Source organism: Romboutsia sp. MSSM.1001216sp_RTP31141st1_G3_RTP31141_220114 (assembly GCF_039031195.1).
Taxonomy (GTDB): Bacteria; Bacillota; Clostridia; order Peptostreptococcales; family Peptostreptococcaceae; genus Romboutsia_C; species Romboutsia_C hominis.
Genome location: NZ_JBCIUO010000004.1, coordinates 97,788 through 116,542, shown reverse-complemented (window position 1 = coordinate 116,542; position 18,755 = coordinate 97,788). Strand labels below are relative to the sequence as shown.

Genomic DNA, 18,755 nt, shown 5'->3' with positions numbered 1-18,755 from the left:
TATTATGGATAATAGAGTAAAAAAAATAATAGATTTAATTGAAGAAAGAGGCGTTGACGCTCTTTTAATTAAAGGAAAAAATAATAAAAGATATATAGGAGCATTAACCGGTAGCGGTGTTTATGTGCTTATCACAAAAGAACAAAAATATCAAATTCTAGATGGTAGATATACTGATGAAGCAGATAAGAAAACATCTGGATTTATAAAAAGGGTTGTATCTCAGGGATCTTATATAGAAAATATAATTGAATTGTTAGAAGAAATGAATATAAAAAATATAGCAATAGAAAGCCAAACTATGAGTATACAAGAGTATATTTTATTAGATAAGGCAGGTTTTAATATTAACTTAATAACTAACGAATTAGGTAAAGTAAGAGCTGTAAAATCTAAAGAGGAAATTGAGCTTATTAAAAAAGCTTGTGAGATTACAGATGAAGTATTTAGTGAGGTCATATCTGAAATAAAAGAAGGTATGACTGAACTAGAAGTTTCAGCCCTACTTCAATATCATGCACTTAAAAAGGGTGCAAGTGGCATGTCATTTGAACCAATAGTAGTATCTGGTGAAAGGGGAGCAATGCCACACGGAAGACCTACAACTAAAAAATTAAAGAAAAATGAAGCTATAACAATAGATTTTGGTGTTGTTTACCAAGGATATCAATCTGATATGACTCGTACAATATCTATAGGTAAGCCACCTAAAATTATTCAAGAAATATATGATGTAGTTTTAAAAGCACAACTATCGGCAATAGAGTCAATTAAAGAAGGTATGAAAGCTAGTGATGTTGATAAAATTGCTAGACAAATTATAGAGAATCATGGATTTGGTGATTATTTTAACCATGGATTAGGTCATGGAATAGGTCTTGGTGATGGAGAAGTGCCAACACTAAACCCAAGAAGTGATGATATTCTAACAGAAGGTATGGTAATGTCCTGCGAGCCAGGTATTTATATTCCAGATGTAGGGGGAGTTAGAATAGAAGATGATATTGTCATAATCGATGGTAAAGGTATTTCACTTAATAAGACATCTAAGGACTTTATAATATTAGGAGAGTAAAGCTATGAAATATAATTTTGACAAAGTGTTAAATCGTAAAGAAGGTAATTGTAGAAAATGGAGCAATAGTGTAATTCAAGAAAAATTCGGATTAGATGAAGATGCAATTCCTATGGATTTAGCTGATATTGATTTTGAGTGTGCTCCAGCTATAAAAGAAGCTATTACAAAAAGAGCATCTGTGGGAGATTATAGTTATACCTTTATAGGAGATGACTTCTATGAAGCCGTGATAAATTGGAACAAAAGAAGATTTGATGTTCATATAGAAAAAGAGTGGATAAAATTAACTTTCGGAACAGTTTCAACTCTTCATTATATAGTTCAAGCGTATACTAAAGAAGGAGAAGGAGTATTAATAAATACACCTGCGTATGATCCTTTTGCAGAAGCTGTAGTAAATAACAATAGAAAGTTATATTGTAGCTCATTAAAGCTAGAAAATAATAGATATTATCTTGACTTTGAAGATATGGAAAATCAAATGAAGTCTGGTGATATAAAAGTATTTATATTCTGCAGTCCACAGAATCCATCAGGCCGTATATGGACAAAAGAAGAACTATATCAAGTGTCAGAATTATGCTTGAAGTATAATGTACTTTTAGTAAGTGATGAAATTCATAGAGACGTAGTATTTAAAGGTCATACATTTATATCTTTATGGAATGCTCATCCAGAAATTTATAAAAATAGTATAATATGTGTATCTCCTAACAAAGGATTTAACTTAGGTGGGCTAAAAACATCTTATGTAGTAATAAGAGATGCTAAGGTTAGAGAAACTTTATTGGAAAGACTAAAAAGTAACTCAATAACTTCTCCAAATGTATTTGCTATTCCAGCCATTGTTGCAGCATACAACGAAAGTGAAGAATGGTTAGATGAGATGAGAGATTATGTAGAAAGTAATTTCGAAATAGTTTATGACTTCTTTGAGAAATATATGCCAAAAGCAAAAGTTATGAAGTCTGACTCTTCTTTCTTAGCATGGATAGATGTAAGAGAAGTATTTAAGGATGAAGAAGCGTCTAAAGAATTCTTTAGAAGTGCAAATTTAACTATGGTAGTTGGAAGTTATTTTGTAAAAGATGGAGAAGGATTTATTCGTCTTAATATAGGATGCCCTAAAGAAACATTAAATGAAGCTCTAAATAGAATAAAAGAAACTTATATAAGTATGTATTGTCAAAAAGCTTAAATCAATTTTAAGGCATAAAAGGTAAGTCCCATATATATTGAATTTTAATCGATATATATGGGATTTATTTTTATTTAGGAGCTATGATGACAAGTCAAATTTTATTTGAGGAAAATGGGAATTAATCTTATCGAATATTTAAATATGAAAAAGATAGCAGGGGCAAAACCACTGTCAATGGATATAGACAAATCAATAAATAGTATTTCTTTATATTTAAGATTTGAAAATTGTGGCTACCTTATAAGGGTATTTAAAAAGTTAGAGGGAATAACGCCAAAAGGATTTAGATATATATAACTAGTCTTATTGAAAAATAGGACTTTTTTTATGGGAAAAATAGCAAAGAACAAAAAATTACATTTTTTAAATAAAAATAGACTAAAATTTTACATAGAAAAACAAGATATTAAGATGTATTTGATAAGAAAAAAAGTTAAAATTATAACAAGGAAAACGAAAACATTAAATTGGGGTAGGATACAAAATTTAATCCCAAAATATTTTATGCTTTTTATAAATAAAAAATAATGTATACAAATTGGAGGAATATAAAATGGGCAGAATGTATGATTATTTAGTACCAAGTGTCAACTTTATGGGACCAGGATGTTTAAAAGTTATTGGCGAAAGGGCTAAAATGTTAGGCGGGAAAAAGGTTTTAATAGTTACAGATAAATTCTTAAGAAACCAAGAAAATGGAGCAGTTGAACAAACTATAAAATATTTAACAGAAGCAGGTCTTGAAGTTGTTATATACGATGGAACTGAACCAAATCCAAAAGATACAAATGTAGCTGATGGTTTAAAAGTTTTCAAAGATGAAAACTGTGATATGATAATTACAGTAGGTGGAGGTTCTTCTCATGACTGTGGTAAAGGTATAGGTATAGCTGCAACTCATGAAGGTGATTTATATGAATATGCAGGTATAGAAACTTTAACTAATGCACTACCACCAATATTAGCAGTAAACACAACAGCAGGAACTGGAAGTGAAGTTACTAGACACTGTGTTATAACTAATACAAAGACAAAAGTAAAATATGTTATAGTAAGTTGGAGAAACTTACCATTAGTATCTTTTAATGATCCAGAATTAATGGTTGGAAAACCAGCAGGACTTACTGCAGCTACAGGAATGGATGCTTTAACTCATGCAGTAGAAGCATATGTTTCTAAAGATGCTAACCCTGTAACAGATGCTTCTGCCATACAATCAATAAAATTAATATCTAATAACTTAAGACAAGCAGTTGCTATGGGTGAGAATTTAGAAGCTAGAACAAATATGGCTTATGCATCATTATTAGCTGGTATGGCATTTAATAATGCTAACTTAGGTTATGTTCATGCTATGGCTCACCAATTAGGTGGATTATATGATATGCCACATGGTGTTGCTAATGCAATGTTATTACCTCATGTTTGTAAGTATAATATAATATCTAATCCACAAAAATTCGCTGATATAGCTGAATTTATGGGAGAAAACATAGATGGTTTATCAGTTCATGAAGCAGCTGAAAAAGCAATAGATGCAATGTTTAGATTATCTAAAGATATAGGTATACCAACTTCACTAAAAGAAATGGGAATAAAAGAAGAAGATTTTGAATATATGGCTGAAATGGCTCTTAAAGATGGAAATGCATTTAGTAATCCTAGAAAAGGTAACAAACAAGATATAATAAATATATTTAAAGCAGCATATTAATAAAAACATCTCATACTATTTAAAATACCATATCCAAAAGAGAATGTTAATTAACAATATAAAAGTTGGGACAAGTATTTATTTACGATACTTGTTTCAACTTTTTTATTTTAAAAATTTCGTAAATACTTTATTAGAGCTTTTCAAGCATACTTACTATTACAAATCTATAAAACAAAATGAAATAAAAAGTTCTTCATAATTAAACTAGAAAAAGAAAGTAATTTAATAAAATCGACAATATTAAGAATAATTAACCAAAATGAATACTCAATACCTAAAAATATATTTAAAATATTAGAAACTTATATTTTACTATAAAGTGTGTATTTTAGCTAAAACTTATTACCTGTTCGTATAATATTTGAAATTAACAAATTGAAAGAATCAACCAAAATGATATAATTATCTTTAAAGTGGAGGTAATAGAGATTATGAAGAAAATTATTATAGTAGAAGATGAAGAAAAAATTAGAATGGAGCTAAAAAATTTCTTATTAAAATATAAATATGACGTTGTATGCTTAACAAAATTTGAAAATATTATAGAAGATATTTTAAAGTTGAATGGACATCTAATTTTATTAGATATAAATTTACCTATATATGATGGGTATTATATTTGTAGAGAAATAAGAAAAAAATCTGATATACCTATAATTGTAGTAACGAGTAAAGATACAGAAATGGATGAGCTTATGAGTATGAATTTAGGAGCAGATGATTTTATAACAAAGCCGTATAATACTCAAATTTTATTAGCACGAATAAATTCAATTTTAAAAAGAACATATAAAGAATCTAATACAGATATACTTTTATATAAAGAGTTGGCATTGGATTTATCTAAAGATATTGCTATATTTGAAAATCAAGAAGTAGACTTAACTAAAAATGAATTTAGAATACTAAATTGTTTAATGAAAAATAAGGGAAAGATAGTATCAAGAGGAGATTTAATGGATTATTTATGGGACTTAGATTTATTTATAGATGATAATACTCTAACTGTTAATATAAATAGGCTTAGAAAGAAATTAAGTGAAATTGGATGTAGTGGATATATAGAAACTAAAAGGGGGAGAGGCTATATAATGCCGTAACTATGAATATAAAAGATTATTTAAAAGATAGAAACTTAGCTATATTATTAAATTTTATATTTTTTGCTTTTGTAATTTTTATACTAAAAGCATCTCAAGTTGAAAGAGTAACAATAATTTTTACAGCAATGCTTTGGATAGTTTTAAGTAGTATAGAAATTTTTTATGGATATTTTAAAAAGAAAAGTTACTACGATCAAGTAATAAATTCCTTAAATGAACTAGACAAAAAGTATTTACTACCAGTAGTTATAAAAAGACCATCTTTTTGCGAAGGAAAAATTTTATATGATGTACTTAGCATTACAGATAAATCTATGAATGAAGAAGTCAATAAATATAAATTTAATCAAGAAGAATACAGAGAGTACCTTGATTTGTGGGTTCATGAAATAAAAACTCCAATAGCAGCTAGTAAGTTAGTTATAGAAAATAATAAAAATGAACATACATTAAGTATTTTAGAAGAAATAGAAAAAGTAGAAGGTTTTATAGAACAAGCTCTTTATTATTCAAAATCTAATGAAATAGAAATAGATTACATAATAAAAGAAACAGATTTAAGAAAGTGTATAAATAACACTATTAAAAGAAATAAAAACTTAATTAGGGAAAAGAAGATTTGTATAGATATACAAGATTTTAGAGAAATAGTTTATTGTGATGCAAAATGGATGGAGTTTATACTAAATCAAATTATAGTAAATGCCATAAAATACATAGGAGATAAAACTATAAATAAAAAGTTAGAAAAAGAACTTCCAAAGATATCTATATACACAAAGCTTAAAGACAATAGCCTAGAATTGTATATAAAAGACAATGGAATTGGAATTGATAAGAAGGATTTAAAAAAAGTTTTTAACAAAGGTTTTACAGGCATTAATGGAAGAAAACTAAAAAAATCAACAGGAATGGGACTTTACATATCAAAACGATTAGCAGAAAAAATGTATATAGGCCTAGATATATACTCTGAGGTTAATGAAGAAACCACTGTAAAAATAACATTTCCAAAAAGTAATATGATTCAAATATAAAAAATTCGCTTTGCTCATGTCGCCAATGACCTTGAAAAACAGGTCCGTTACTCAAGTTTATATGTTGGAAATTATATTTATCCACAAATCAGGATTAAATATAATTTCCTAAGAAGTAAATAAACTTACATTTTCGTAAGATAGTCGTAAGGTTATCTTATTAATTAAATCCTCTAAAGACTATAAAATAAAGTTATAAATTAAAAAATATGGAGGAGATAAGATGAGTACAGTTCTTAAAGTTAAAAATATAGAAAAATATTATGGGAATAAAAAGAATCTAACAAAGGCTATTAACAATATTTCATTTGAAGTTGATAAGGGTGAATTTATAGGGATTATGGGACCAAGTGGAAGTGGTAAAACTACACTTTTAAATTGTATAGCAACAATAGATAAGGTAACTACCGGAAACATACAAATTGAAGATAAAGATATAACAACTTTATCAAGAAAAAATATAGAAAAGTTTAGAAGAGAACATTTAGGATTTATATTTCAAGAGTTTAATTTACTAGATACTTTAACTGTATATGAAAATATATCCTTAGCACTATCTATACTAGGAGTAAAGGGATCAGAAATAGATAAAAGAGTAAAAAGTGTATCAAGTAGACTTGGAATATCAGAGATATTAAGTAAATTTCCATACGAAATATCAGGAGGGCAAAAGCAAAGAGTAGCTTGTGCAAGAGCTATAATAAATGAGCCGTCTTTGATTCTTGCAGATGAACCAACAGGGTCACTAGATTCAAAATCAGCAAGAGTTTTACTTGAAAATTTATCTGACCTAAATGAAAGTATGAATTCTACAATAATGATGGTAACTCATGATGCTTTTACAGCTAGTTATTGTAAAAGAATTTTATTTATAAAAGATGGAAAAATCTTTAATGAGTTAGTAAGAGGAAATGATGATAGAAAAGAATTTTTCAAAAGAATTATAGAAGTTGTTACTCTTTTAGGAGGTGACAATAACAATGTTATTTAAGCTTTCCAAAAGAAATGTTCAAAGAAGTATGAAAGATTATAGTATTTACTTTTTTACACTTGTTCTAGGAGTTTGTATATTTTATATATTCAACTCAGTAGAAGCTCAAACAGCTATGATGGATATGACAGAAAATCAAAAAAAGCTAATGGAAGTTACAACTATGATAATTTCAATAGTATCAGTTTTTGTGTCTTTCATATTAGGTTTTTTAATAATATATGCAAATAACTTTATAATTAAAAAAAGAAATAGAGAATTTGGTATATATATGACACTAGGTATTAGTAGAAGTAAAATTGCTTTTATGCTATTTTATGAAACTATAATAGTTGGGGTTATGTCTTTAGCAGTAGGACTATTTGTAGGTGTATTTTTATCTCAAGGACTAGCTTCAGTTACTGCAAAATTATTTTCACTGGATATGAAAAAATATCAATTTATATTTTCAAAGGAAGCTTGTATAAAAACAATAATATATTTTAGTATAATGTTTTTTATAACTATGATTCTAAATTTTGTAGTAGTTTCAAGATATAAACTTATAAATTTAATAAATAGTCAAAGAAAAAATGAAAAGTTAAAAGGCACAAATTTAATATTATCTGTAGCACTATTTATAATATCTATAGTTTGTTTAGGATTTGCATATAAATTAATTTTAGAAAATGCTCTTGTAGACATAACAGATAATAATTTTAAACTATCTATACTTTTAGGCGTTGTAGGAACAGTATTATTTTTTAGATCTTTGGCAGGATTTTTAATAAAATTAGTTCAAAATGATAAAAACTTATATCTAAAAAATCTTAACACTTTCACTTTAAGACAATTAAACAGTAAAATTAATACAAACTATATATCAATGAGTATTATATGTTTAATGTTATTTATATCAATTGGGATGTATTCTTCAGCAATAGGACTAAAAAATGCCATGGAAAAATCAGCAGAGTCTCAAACCCCATATGATGTAACTTTTATAGAAACGTACAATCCTCAAGAAAAAACAAACTATAACAATGAAAAATTAAGTGAAATACTTAAAAAGTTAGATTTAAATGTAAATGATTATTCAAAAGAATATTTAGATTATAATTTTTACAAATCTCCTATAAAGTTTATTAAAATGTTTGAAAATACTTCAGATGATTTTTTATCTAAGCAATTAAAAGTTACGATGGATCATAATATTCCTATTATAAAACTATCAGATTATAATAAGCTAAATAAAATGGCAGGTAAAAAAACAATAAATTTAAAAGATAAAGAAGTACTTTTTGTTACAAATTCATCTACTATGGAGAACCCAATAAAAGATTATATAAAAAATAATAAAAGTATAAAAATAGGAAATGATGAATTTAAAATAAATGAAAACTATCAAAATCAATCTTTAGAAAATGATTTAGCAAAAGATAATTTTATAACATTTGTAGTTGAAGATAAATACGCAGATAAATATGATATAAGTCAAAAGTGTTTAAGTTTTAATTATGTAGGAGATAAAAAAGATACAGAAAATAATCTAACTAAAAATCTTGAAAAAAGTAAAAATAAACAAATTCAATATCAAAAAGACAATGGTTCAATCTTAATATTTATAAGTAAACAAATGGTTTTAGAAATTAATATGTCTAATGCAGCTATGTTTTTATACATTGGTTTATATATAGGGATAATATTCTTAATATCTAGTGCAGCAGTACTTGCACTTAACCAATTATCAGGAGCAACAGAAAGTTTAGGAAGATATGAAATACTTAAAAAACTTGGAGTAAGCTCAAAAATGATAAACAAATCAATTTTTATACAAGTATTTATATATTTCTCACTTCCAATAGCCTTAGCCTTAGTTCATAGTTATTTTGGAATAAAGGTAGCAAATAACGTAATTAAAATATTTGGAGACTATGATACAGTAGGAACTAATGTGGTTGCAGTAGTGAGTATATGTGTAATTTATGCTATATACTTCTTTGGAACATGTAAAGGATATAGGAGAATTGTAAATAAGTAATTAAAGTATGTACTATTGAAAGAACATAGATAGTCAATATTGCATATGATTCTTAATGATTGTATCAACCATTGAATAAAAATAACTCATCCTATAATTGAAAGTTTAAGTTATCGGATGAGTTATTTTCTATATTTAAATTATAGCATATAAATAAATTTAATTATAGACTAGTTGGATAGACTGTATTTTTATATACTATTTTAAGTACAAATGATATACAGAAAATATAAACATCGGGGGTAAAATAATGAACTTATTTATGGCAAAGACAAATATTCATAAATTTGAAAAGGCAAAAGAGTTTATTGAAGAATTTAAAATAGGAGAGAATGACTTTATTTTTGCAAGTAAAGGTATATATGAACGAAATTTTAAAGAGTTAGACATAAAGGCAACGGTAGCTTATAAAGATACATATGGAAATGGTGAGCCTACAGATATAATGATGGATGCTCTATTAAAAGATTTTAATAAAGGTAACTACAAAAGAGTTATAGCCATTGGTGGTGGTTCAGTAATAGATATGGCTAAAATATTAGTTCTAAAAAATGGAAAGTGTACAGCAGATTTATTTGAGAAAAAGATAAAGTTAGAAAAAGTAAGAACATTGATAACAATTCCAACAACTTGTGGATCGGGGTCAGAGGTATCAAATGTTAGTATAACAGAAATAACTAAGTTAAACTCTAAACTTGGACTGGCAATTGATGAGTTATATCCAGATTATGCGGTACTTATTCCAGAGTTACTAGTAAATTTACCATATAAATTCTTTGCAACAAGTGCAATAGATGCGTTAATTCATTCTATAGAATCATTTCTTTCACCAAAGGCTAATGTTTATACAGAGATGTTTAGTAAGCAAGCTATGGAAATAATAATAAAAGGGTTTAAAAGAATTGTTAAAGAAGGGCAAGATGCAAGAGTTTCGATGCTAGATGATTTTCTTATTGCTAGTAATTTAGCTGGAATTGCTTTTGGTAATGCAGGAAATGGAGCAGTGCATGCTTTATCATCTCCTTTAAGTGGAACATATCATGTACCTCATGGTGAAGCTAATTATCAATTTTTCACATCTGTTTTTAAAGTCTATAATAAAAAAAATCCAAGTGGAAAGATAATGGATTTAAATATTATTTTAAGTGGATTACTAGAATGTGAAGTTTGTAATGTATATGATGAAATGGAAAAGTTACTAAGTAATATTATAGAAAAAAAATCTTTAAGAGAGTACGGTATGAAGGAATCTGACATATTACTATTTACTGAAAATGTTATAGCTAACCAACAAAGATTACTTAGTCAGAGTTATACTTCATTATCAAAAGAAAATATTAAATGTATTTATAATGAGTTATTCTAAATGTCTAATGTTAAATTTTACATTTATTTTATTTTTATATAAATATAAATAAGCTTTTATATTTAATAAAGTAAGATGTATTTTTTAATCTGAAAACATAGATGAATATATTTATATTAGATTAATAAAAAATAGGTGCGTTAAAGTAATTAAAAAATTAGTTAATGCACTTTTTTATAGTACAAAAATTATACAAAGTATATATGTACTAAGTATTACTTAAAAGTTAATGATAACATTAAAATAAAATACGTAGGTAGGGGGAAAGAAGTCAATATGATAAGAATGTTAGAGAATAAAGATATAGATAGAATAATGGAAATATGGTTAGAAAGTACTATAAAAGCTCACGATTTTATAGAAAAAAAATATTGGGAAGATAATTATAATACAGTAAAACATGATTATATACCTGTATCAGATGTCTTTGTTTATGAAGATGAAGAAAATATAAAAGGATTTATAGCAATTATAAATAATGAATTTATAGGTGCATTATTTGTTGATAATAATTACCAAGGTTGTGGAATTGGTAGAAAGTTAATTGAACATACAATTAATTTATACGATAACTTAACTTTATCTGTTTATAAAGATAATACAAAATCTGTTGAATTTTATAAAAAGATGAATTTTGAAGTTGTTAGTGAAAGTATTGATGAGGGCACTATGTGTATTGAATATACTATGAAAAATAAAAGTAAAATTCATAGATAAATTAGTTGGTTAGATAAGTAATATAGCTACACTTGATAAATAGATACAGTTGTTAGATTTAGTCTGAAGATTTATATAGAAGAATAATTTAAAATTTAAAAAAATGAAATCGAAGTCATATAAAAAGTAGGGGAATTTAAATAGAAAATTAAATTTATAAATAAAAGGTATTATCAAAATCTTGATAATACCTTTTATTCACTACTTAAGTAGTGAAACACCTTTGTTATAGTATTCATCCATCATATCCTTAGGAACCATACTTCCTCCAGTTGCCCAAGCTATATGAGTTATATTTTCTATCTTATCTTCAAGATTATTAGCTTTTAAATATTTCTTACCTTCTTCAGAAGTAAGTACATTTATTATACCTGGGACACCAGCAAGAGCTGAAGGTTCTAAGAATATATTTTCACTATCAGCCATTTTAGTTAATAATCTGTACATATTTTCATCAGTAACAGAGTAGCATCCACTCATTAATTTTTCTAATGTTTTACCAACAAATCCAGAAGCTCTACCAACAGCTAATCCATCAGCAGCAGTTATATTGTCTATTCCAAAGTCTTGAACAGAAACTTTATCATGCTCACCAGTCATGCATCCTATCATCATACATGGAGAGTGTGTTGGCTCAGCAAAGAAGAAATGTACATTATCTTTGTATAAAAGCTTAAGTCCAAAGGCAACTCCACCAGGACCTCCACCAACACCACATGGTAAGTATACAAATAATGGATGATTATCATCTACTTTTACATTCATATCTTTTAATTGTTTATCTAATCTTTTAGCGGCAACAGAGTATCCTAAGAATAAGTTTTTAGAGTTTTCATCATCTACAAAGTAGCTATTAGCATCTGCTTCAGATTGTTTTCTTCCTTCTTCAACAGCTTTGCTGTAATCAGACTCATACTCTATAACTTCAACGCCTCTGCTTCTTAATAAATCTTTTTTCCATTGTCTAGCATCTGCAGACATATGAACTGTAACTTTAAAACCAAGTTTAGCACTCATTATACCTATACTTAAGCCTAAGTTTCCAGTAGATCCAACTACTACAGAATATTGAGAAAAGAACTTTCTAACTTCATCGCTATCTAATTTAGCATAGTTGTCTTCTAATGATATTATATTGTTTGCTAAAGCTAAATCTTCAGCATGTTTTAATACTTCATATATTCCACCTCTAGCTTTTATAGATCCTGATACTTTAAGGTGACTGTCACATTTTAATAATAGATTTCCAGCAAGTTCTTTACCACAGATTTCTTCTAGCTTAGCTTTCATGTTATCTATTTTAGCTATTGGAGATTCTATTATTCCATTTTCTGATTGAGTTTCAGGAAATACCTTTGCTATGTATGGAGCAAATCTATTTAATCTTGCTTCTGCATCTAGTACATCAGCTTTAGAAAGCGAAACATTTTCCATACCTTTATCAAAATTAGTATGAAGTGGATTTATCCATATTGATTCTTTTAAATCTATTATTTCTTGTAATAAAGGATATTCATCAATCCAAGTTGATATTTCTTTGTTTAAAACTTTTGTATTAGACATAATAATAACCACCTTTATATTTTTATTTTTAATTCTTAAAGATAAATATTTATATAAATTTACCTAAGATAAATGAAGTTTATATTAAAACTATTTGTTAATTCAAATAAGTATTAATTAATTTTATTTCGAATAATTAAATAATACTTAACTAATACTAACATTTTTTATGATTGACGTCAATTGAATTTAATTATTATTATAAAATTTAAATAAAATTTAATTAAATTGATAAGAATAAGTTATATTGATATAATATGTAATGATAATTTCAAATACACAAAAGAGGTAAATTAACATATGAATGAAGTAGATATATCAAGAAATATTACTGAATATAGAAAAAGTAAAAATTTAACCATAAAAGAATTAGCTAACTTAACAGGTGTAACACCTTCTTTACTTAGTCAAATAGAAAAGGGAACATCAAACCCGTCTATAAATACGCTAAAACAAATTTCTAAGGCTTTAGATATACCCCTATTTAATTTTTTTATAAATGATAATCCTACTGAAAATTTAGTAGTTAGAAAAGATAGTCGAAAAAAAATAATGTTTGCTGAGGATGATAGCTTTGCTTATGAATTATTGACTCCAAACTCGCGAGGAACCATAGAGTTTATGCTTATGAAGATACCTAAAAGAGAGTCATCTTCAAAAGAACTTTTTAGTCATAAGGGCGAAGAAGTGGCTTATGTTATGAAAGGCTGTGTAAGTTTACATTTGATGAATACAGTTATTGAGTTAAATTGTGGAGATAGTGTAAAAATACCACCACACTCAAATCATAAGTGGGAAAATAATTCTGATGAGGATTGTGAGGTTATATTTGCAGTAACACCGCCATCATTTTAAAAAATAAAAAATTTAAAATAAATTAGAAAAATAGAAGGATTTGTATAAAAAAGTACCTAAAGCTAAAATAGTTTTAGGTACTTTTTTTATATATTGCCATAATTATTCTGTTTAAATTTATTAAAAAGGTATATTAATTATAATAAGAAATAATTAAAATAGATAAAAATTAAAAATAAACATAGAGGGAAAGGTATGCTATGGAAGAAGCAAAACTTATAAAGATGATAAATAATAATCCATTTGTTATAAAAACTATAAACAATCCGACAGATGAGATTAAGTTATTAGCTATAAAGAAAAATGGGCTTGTATTAGAGTATATAGAAAATCCAACTATAGAGATGCAAGAATTAGCTATAGACAACAATGCTAGAGCAATTAAATATATAGATAAACCAACAGAAGATATGATGATAAAAGCTGTAAGTGATGGATGGACTATTTTAGAGTGCATTAAAAATCCAACTGATAAGGTAATTAAATTAGCTATAGATAAAGCTGGATGGGCTATTAAATATGTTGAAAATCCAAATGAGGAGCTACAATTATTAGCAGTAAGAAAAGATTATGATTCATTAAAATATATAAAAAATCCTTATGAAAGTGTTCAAGAAGAGGCTGTAAAAATAAATTATACTGCATTAAGATATATAGATTCACCTAGCTATAATGCACAGATTTTAGCTATTAAAAGCAATGAATCGGCTATTAGATTTATAAAAAACTTAGATAAAAATAAAATGTTAGAATTTTTAAAGGCAAACATTTTAACCATTAAATATATTTCAAATAAGATATCTAAAGAAGAATTAGAAGAAGTATTAAAAGAAATGCTATTAAAGGAAGATGTTGAAGAAAAATATGTTAGAGATTTTTTAAACTGTAAAACTATAGATAAAAATAATGATAATATATCCATGGATAAGATAATATTCATTCATAAATACGGAAGTAAAAAAGCTAAAAAAATAGCTGTAGATGAAAAACTTAAGATGATATAGGAGAAATAAAAAATGAATTTTATAGAGACATTAAAAAGCGTTGACTTAGTTTTAGCTACTGGGGAAGTACCTCTAGTAGTTGGCGAAAGTGGAATAGGAAAAACTGCATTAGCAAAAAAGCTTGCTAAAGAAAATGAGTGGAGTTTAATTGTTATTGATGGAAACTTACTTAAAGAAGGTGAAATAGGAGGCTTACCAACTGTAGAATCTTATATAATAAGTAATTCTAATGGTCAGGAAGTAGTAAAGAAAACAACAGTATATGCAGTTCATAACAAGCTAAGGGAAATTGATGAAGAAATATCTAAAGGAAGAAATGTTCTTTTATTTATAGATGAAATAAATCGTTGTGAGCATACGGTACAACAAGAGCTTATGAACTTAATATTAAATAGAGAAATAAATGGATATAAGTTACATGATGATGTAAAAATTTTAGCAGCAATGAATCCATCAAGCAAGTATGGTTCAGATTTTGATTATCAAGTTGTAGATATGGATGCAGCTCAAGAAAATAGATTTGTATGGCTAAATATGGAGTCTGATTATAATCAATGGCTAAAATGGGCAATAGGTGAAGGTCTTGAACAAAAGGTTATAGAGTTTATTTCAACCTTCCCAGAATATTTACACAAAATAAATGAAGGAGATGTATCAGCAACTCCAAGAAGTTATGAAAGAGTTTCTAAAAGTTACAAAGTATATAAGGATCAAAAAGATTCAATACCAAAGGCTGTATTTTTAAATGTTATAAAAGGAAATGTAGGTAAAGTTATCGCAGAGGAATTTATAAACTTTATTGAATCAGATTATAGTCCACTTATATCTTATGAAGAGGTTTTTTGTGGAGAAACTTTAAGTGAATCTGTTATAGAAAAAGTAAAAAATGAAAGTCATACAAGACTTTATTTATCAGTAATGAATATTTTAAGGGATTTAGAATCAAATATTAAAAATGAAGATTATGAGGCAAGCTATTATATTAATAGATTTGTACAGTTTTTAAAAGTATACCCTATAGATTTAATGGTAGGAATTATGAAAGAGATTAAAAATAGCTATAAAAAAGTATATGAAAAAGCTATAGAAAATGAAGAATTTGTAGAAGCTTACTTCGAATCTTATAAATTAATAAGGGGATAGCCTATGGAAACTTACTTTGATAAACAAAAAAGAGATCTTTATTATAAAACAGAAAAAATTATAGATACGTATGCTATGTTAAAAGCAAATCACAAGGGTGAAAAATTTGAGATAGATATACCACAAGATTTCAAAAATGAATTTTTCAGTTTAGTAGATAAAGTTAATCTAAGCCTTATGGAAGACAAAGATAATTTCTATGGATATTTTTTATTTCAAACATCAAGAGAAATAAGATTTGATATAAGTAGTCCCACTGCTATAAATTTTAAAGGTGCTAAGTATGTCATATACTTTAACCCAATAATTTTTTTAGACCTTAATATGAGACAAATGGAAAGTACAATTAAACATGAAATTCTTCATGTAATATCTATGCATTTAGTAAGAGCAAGAGAATTAAAAGGAAAATACAGTACATTAGCTATTAATATGGCGATGGATATAGTGGTTAATAAATATTTACATAATTTACCACCATATGCTGTTACTTTAGAAAATGTAAATGTAAAATATAATTTAAAACTTGAGCCTTATGAGCCTTTTGAATACTATGTAGAAAAAATTCAAACTGAATTAGATTTACAAGAAGTAGATAAAGATGGCGAAGAAGATGATACTCGTCAGTCTGATGATATAGAAACTGAATACAATCCAGAAAAAACTCATGATATTTGGGAAGATTCTAGTAATATAGATAAGGAAACTCTTAAAGAATTTACCCAAAAAGCTATTAATAATTCTCAAAAAGGTAAAATTCCAGAATACTTAGATGGTATGATATCATCACTTAAAAATAGTAAAGGTGAATTGCCTTGGAACTTATATCTTAATAGATTGATGGGAACAATCGAAAGTAATAAAAAGAAGACTATAACAAGAAGAAATAGAAGACAGCCAAATAGATTAGATTTGAGGGGGCAGTTGAGATCTCATAAAGCAGAGATAGCTGTTGCACTTGATATAAGTGGAAGCATTAGTGATGAAGAATTTAAACAAGCTATTAAGGAAGTACTTAATATAGTAAAAAATTATAACCATGAAATTACAATCATAGAATGTGATAATGAAATTAGACGTGTGTATAAAGTCAAATCTGTAAAAGATATAAAAGAAAGGCTTAAAAGAAGAGGATCAACTAAATTTAGCCCAGTTTTTGAATATGCTAATAATAAAAAAATTAATTTATTGGTATACTTTACTGATGGTAAAGGAGAAGACAGGCTACAAGTAATACCTAGAGGATATAAAATTTTATGGGTTATTTCAGGAAGAGGAGACAAACTTTCATTAAGAGAGCCTTATGGAGCAGTTAAAAAACTTAGCAAGGTTAAAATAAAAGATGATACATTAGATATGAGTGATGTTAGAAATGATGGATATTCAATGAATAACCAAGCTCCAATTTTATAAATTTATGTATTAAATTCTGGTTATTCTAATAACATAATAATAAAATTTCAATGAGAAATATAATTTCTAAAGGAGATAATAATATTATGAAAGAAGCAGAAAGATTATTAAATGAATAATTTGCGATTATTTTAAATATTTCTCCTGATGAAGTAACCTCATATATATTAAGTCAAATATCAAAATAAAGTACTTTATACTATACTTTATTTAAAAATATTAAAATTAAAAAATCTCAAAAAGTATCTTAATTTAAGATATTTTTGAGATTTTTACTTTAAAGTAATACAATTATATTAATAATTAAGCTAATTTATTAAAGTTTTTTACCTAAACAAGCCATATAAATTACAAACTCATTTTCTCCATCTAAATCTAACATATTATCAATTATATCCTGATCATATATTCCGATAGCACAAGTCCCGTAATTAAGAGATTCTGATGCTATGTAAAGATTCTGGCAAACATGTCCAATATCTATAAGTATTTTCTTATGAGCAGTTATACTAAATCTATGTTCACTTCTATATGGAATACAACTCCAAGCAAACACAACGGCACTTTTAGATACGAAACCTTGAACAAAAGGTTGGTTTGGAGTTGCTTTATCTATTTCATCATCTATATTGCTTAAAGTCTTTATAAATAAAAGTTTATGTTCTAAAGGTAAATATCTGTAAACTCCACTCTTTAAACCATCAACATTATTTATTATTAAATATGTTTCAAATGGGTGAGTGCAACCAGCAGAAGGTACAGTTCTTAAGGCACTAAATTTATCTTTTACAGTTTGGATTCCTTGAGTAGCCCATAGTAAATACGAAAGTTCAGATAAATTTATTTTTTCATCACTATATTTTCTTATACTTCTTCTATCATTTATACAATCTAGTACGTTAGGTTTAACTAAAATGTCTTTGCTTACAGGAGGTAACTCTATTAAATTAGAATTTGAATCATATTCTTTTTGGAAAGAAGGAGCGGGTATTCCTTTTTGTTTATCCGTTTTTATCTGTTTTAGTATTTCAAAATCAGCTTTGAAAAATTCTCTGTTTTGTGCAATTTTATCCATAGATGTCTCCTTATTAAAATGTATAAATTTTTACACTTATTATACCATATATATAAATATAAGTGGAAAAAGCCTAAATGGTAAAAATTTCATATTAGAAGCTTAATTACAGATAAAAATTAATAAATATTTTTGTGTAGTAATAATTAATATTTGCTTTAATAGAATATATTCAAAAATATATTAAAATTATTTTAAATTAAAAAAAACTATTTTAATTTATAAAAAATTATGTATAATTAATATAGATGACTAAAAATTACATATTAGCAAACCTAGAGAAATCTAGCGACGCAAAGCTAAAGGGGCTAAGGTAAAATTAGACTATGCCAGCCAGTTGCCAAAGAATTGATATTCTTTGTTTTTATAGAGTTATCTTATGATATAATTGTAAGATTGTTTTATAATGTTTACTTTAGATGGCAACTACCCTTTATAAAGGGTAGTTTTTTATTTAATAAAAACAACTATA

17 protein-coding genes and 1 riboswitch are annotated in these 18,755 nt (G+C 26.4%); of the genes, 15 read left to right on the top strand and 2 right to left on the bottom strand.

Annotation, left to right across the window (positions count from 1 at the left end; genetic code table 11):
• Positions 1–4: 4 nt before the first annotated feature.
• From ABCP60_RS08595 to ABCP60_RS08545, 11 genes are all read left to right on the top strand, one after another.
• Positions 5–1,075, top strand: a complete 1,071-nt coding sequence (locus ABCP60_RS08595) for a Xaa-Pro peptidase family protein (protein ID WP_195237954.1) — start codon at positions 5–7, stop codon at positions 1,073–1,075.
• A gap of 4 nt (positions 1,076–1,079) precedes the next feature.
• Positions 1,080–2,276: a MalY/PatB family protein gene (locus ABCP60_RS08590; RefSeq protein ID WP_343101601.1), complete on the top strand. Its 1,197-nt coding sequence runs from the start codon at positions 1,080–1,082 to the stop codon at positions 2,274–2,276.
• A gap of 114 nt (positions 2,277–2,390) precedes the next feature.
• A complete protein-coding gene (locus tag ABCP60_RS08585) occupies positions 2,391–2,576 on the top strand; it encodes a hypothetical protein (RefSeq protein WP_343101600.1) in 186 nt (61 codons plus the stop codon).
• Positions 2,577–2,606: 30 nt separating this feature from the next.
• The gene (locus ABCP60_RS08580) at positions 2,607–2,807 is read left to right on the top strand and encodes a hypothetical protein (RefSeq protein ID WP_092922762.1); all 201 of its coding nucleotides are present in this window, start codon (positions 2,607–2,609) and stop codon (positions 2,805–2,807) included.
• Positions 2,808–2,832: 25 nt separating this feature from the next.
• The gene (locus ABCP60_RS08575; protein WP_166504783.1) at positions 2,833–3,993 is read left to right on the top strand and encodes an iron-containing alcohol dehydrogenase; all 1,161 of its coding nucleotides are present in this window, start codon (positions 2,833–2,835) and stop codon (positions 3,991–3,993) included.
• A 434-nt stretch (positions 3,994–4,427) separates the two neighbouring features.
• Positions 4,428–5,096 (top strand): response regulator transcription factor, encoded by a 669-nt coding sequence (locus ABCP60_RS08570; RefSeq protein WP_092922768.1) that lies wholly within the window; start codon positions 4,428–4,430, stop codon positions 5,094–5,096.
• Between the two features lie 2 nt (positions 5,097–5,098).
• Positions 5,099–6,136 carry an ATP-binding protein gene (locus ABCP60_RS08565; protein ID WP_195237950.1) on the top strand — a complete coding sequence of 346 codons (1,038 nt, stop codon included), beginning with the start codon at positions 5,099–5,101 and terminating at the stop codon, positions 6,134–6,136.
• 223 nt (positions 6,137–6,359) lie between these two features.
• Positions 6,360–7,127, top strand: coding sequence for an ABC transporter ATP-binding protein (locus ABCP60_RS08560; protein WP_092922774.1), 768 nt, complete (start codon positions 6,360–6,362; stop codon positions 7,125–7,127).
• Positions 7,117–9,147, top strand: a complete 2,031-nt coding sequence (locus ABCP60_RS08555; protein WP_343101599.1) for an ABC transporter permease — start codon at positions 7,117–7,119, stop codon at positions 9,145–9,147. The genes ABCP60_RS08560 and ABCP60_RS08555 overlap by 11 nt, the downstream gene beginning before the upstream one ends.
• A 250-nt stretch (positions 9,148–9,397) precedes the next feature.
• Complete coding sequence (locus ABCP60_RS08550; protein WP_092922780.1) at positions 9,398–10,513, top strand: 4-hydroxybutyrate dehydrogenase; 1,116 nt, start codon at positions 9,398–9,400, stop codon at positions 10,511–10,513.
• Between the two features lie 276 nt (positions 10,514–10,789).
• Complete coding sequence (locus ABCP60_RS08545) at positions 10,790–11,230, top strand: N-acetyltransferase (protein WP_092922783.1); 441 nt, start codon at positions 10,790–10,792, stop codon at positions 11,228–11,230.
• Between the two features lie 201 nt (positions 11,231–11,431).
• On the opposite strand, the gene ABCP60_RS08540 is transcribed toward ABCP60_RS08545, so the two are convergent.
• A complete protein-coding gene (locus ABCP60_RS08540) occupies positions 11,432–12,793 on the bottom strand; it encodes a D-serine ammonia-lyase (RefSeq protein WP_195581515.1) in 1,362 nt (453 codons plus the stop codon).
• Between the two features lie 300 nt (positions 12,794–13,093).
• Here ABCP60_RS08540 and ABCP60_RS08535 point away from each other — a divergent pair, with 300 nt between their 5' ends.
• The 4 genes from ABCP60_RS08535 to ABCP60_RS08520 all read left to right on the top strand — a co-directional run bounded on the left by ABCP60_RS08535 (position 13,094) and on the right by ABCP60_RS08520 (position 17,208).
• A complete protein-coding gene (locus ABCP60_RS08535) occupies positions 13,094–13,648 on the top strand; it encodes a helix-turn-helix domain-containing protein (RefSeq protein ID WP_092922789.1) in 555 nt (184 codons plus the stop codon).
• 200 nt (positions 13,649–13,848) lie between these two features.
• Entirely contained in the window at positions 13,849–14,652 is an 804-nt protein-coding gene (locus ABCP60_RS08530; protein WP_195928574.1) for a hypothetical protein, read from the top strand.
• A gap of 12 nt (positions 14,653–14,664) precedes the next feature.
• Positions 14,665–15,795 (top strand): ATP-binding protein, encoded by a 1,131-nt coding sequence (locus tag ABCP60_RS08525; RefSeq protein WP_166504789.1) that lies wholly within the window; start codon positions 14,665–14,667, stop codon positions 15,793–15,795.
• A gap of 3 nt (positions 15,796–15,798) precedes the next feature.
• On the top strand, positions 15,799–17,208 hold the full coding sequence (locus tag ABCP60_RS08520) for a VWA-like domain-containing protein (protein WP_343101598.1): 1,410 nt from the start codon (positions 15,799–15,801) through the stop codon (positions 17,206–17,208).
• A gap of 316 nt (positions 17,209–17,524) precedes the next feature.
• Here the strand turns inward: ABCP60_RS08520 and ABCP60_RS08515 are convergent, their stop codons facing one another.
• Positions 17,525–18,283, bottom strand: a complete 759-nt coding sequence (locus ABCP60_RS08515) for a SagB/ThcOx family dehydrogenase (protein ID WP_166504791.1) — start codon at positions 18,281–18,283, stop codon at positions 17,525–17,527.
• 258 nt (positions 18,284–18,541) lie between these two features.
• Positions 18,542–18,628: riboswitch (cyclic di-GMP riboswitch) on the top strand.
• Positions 18,629–18,755 lie beyond the last annotated feature (127 nt).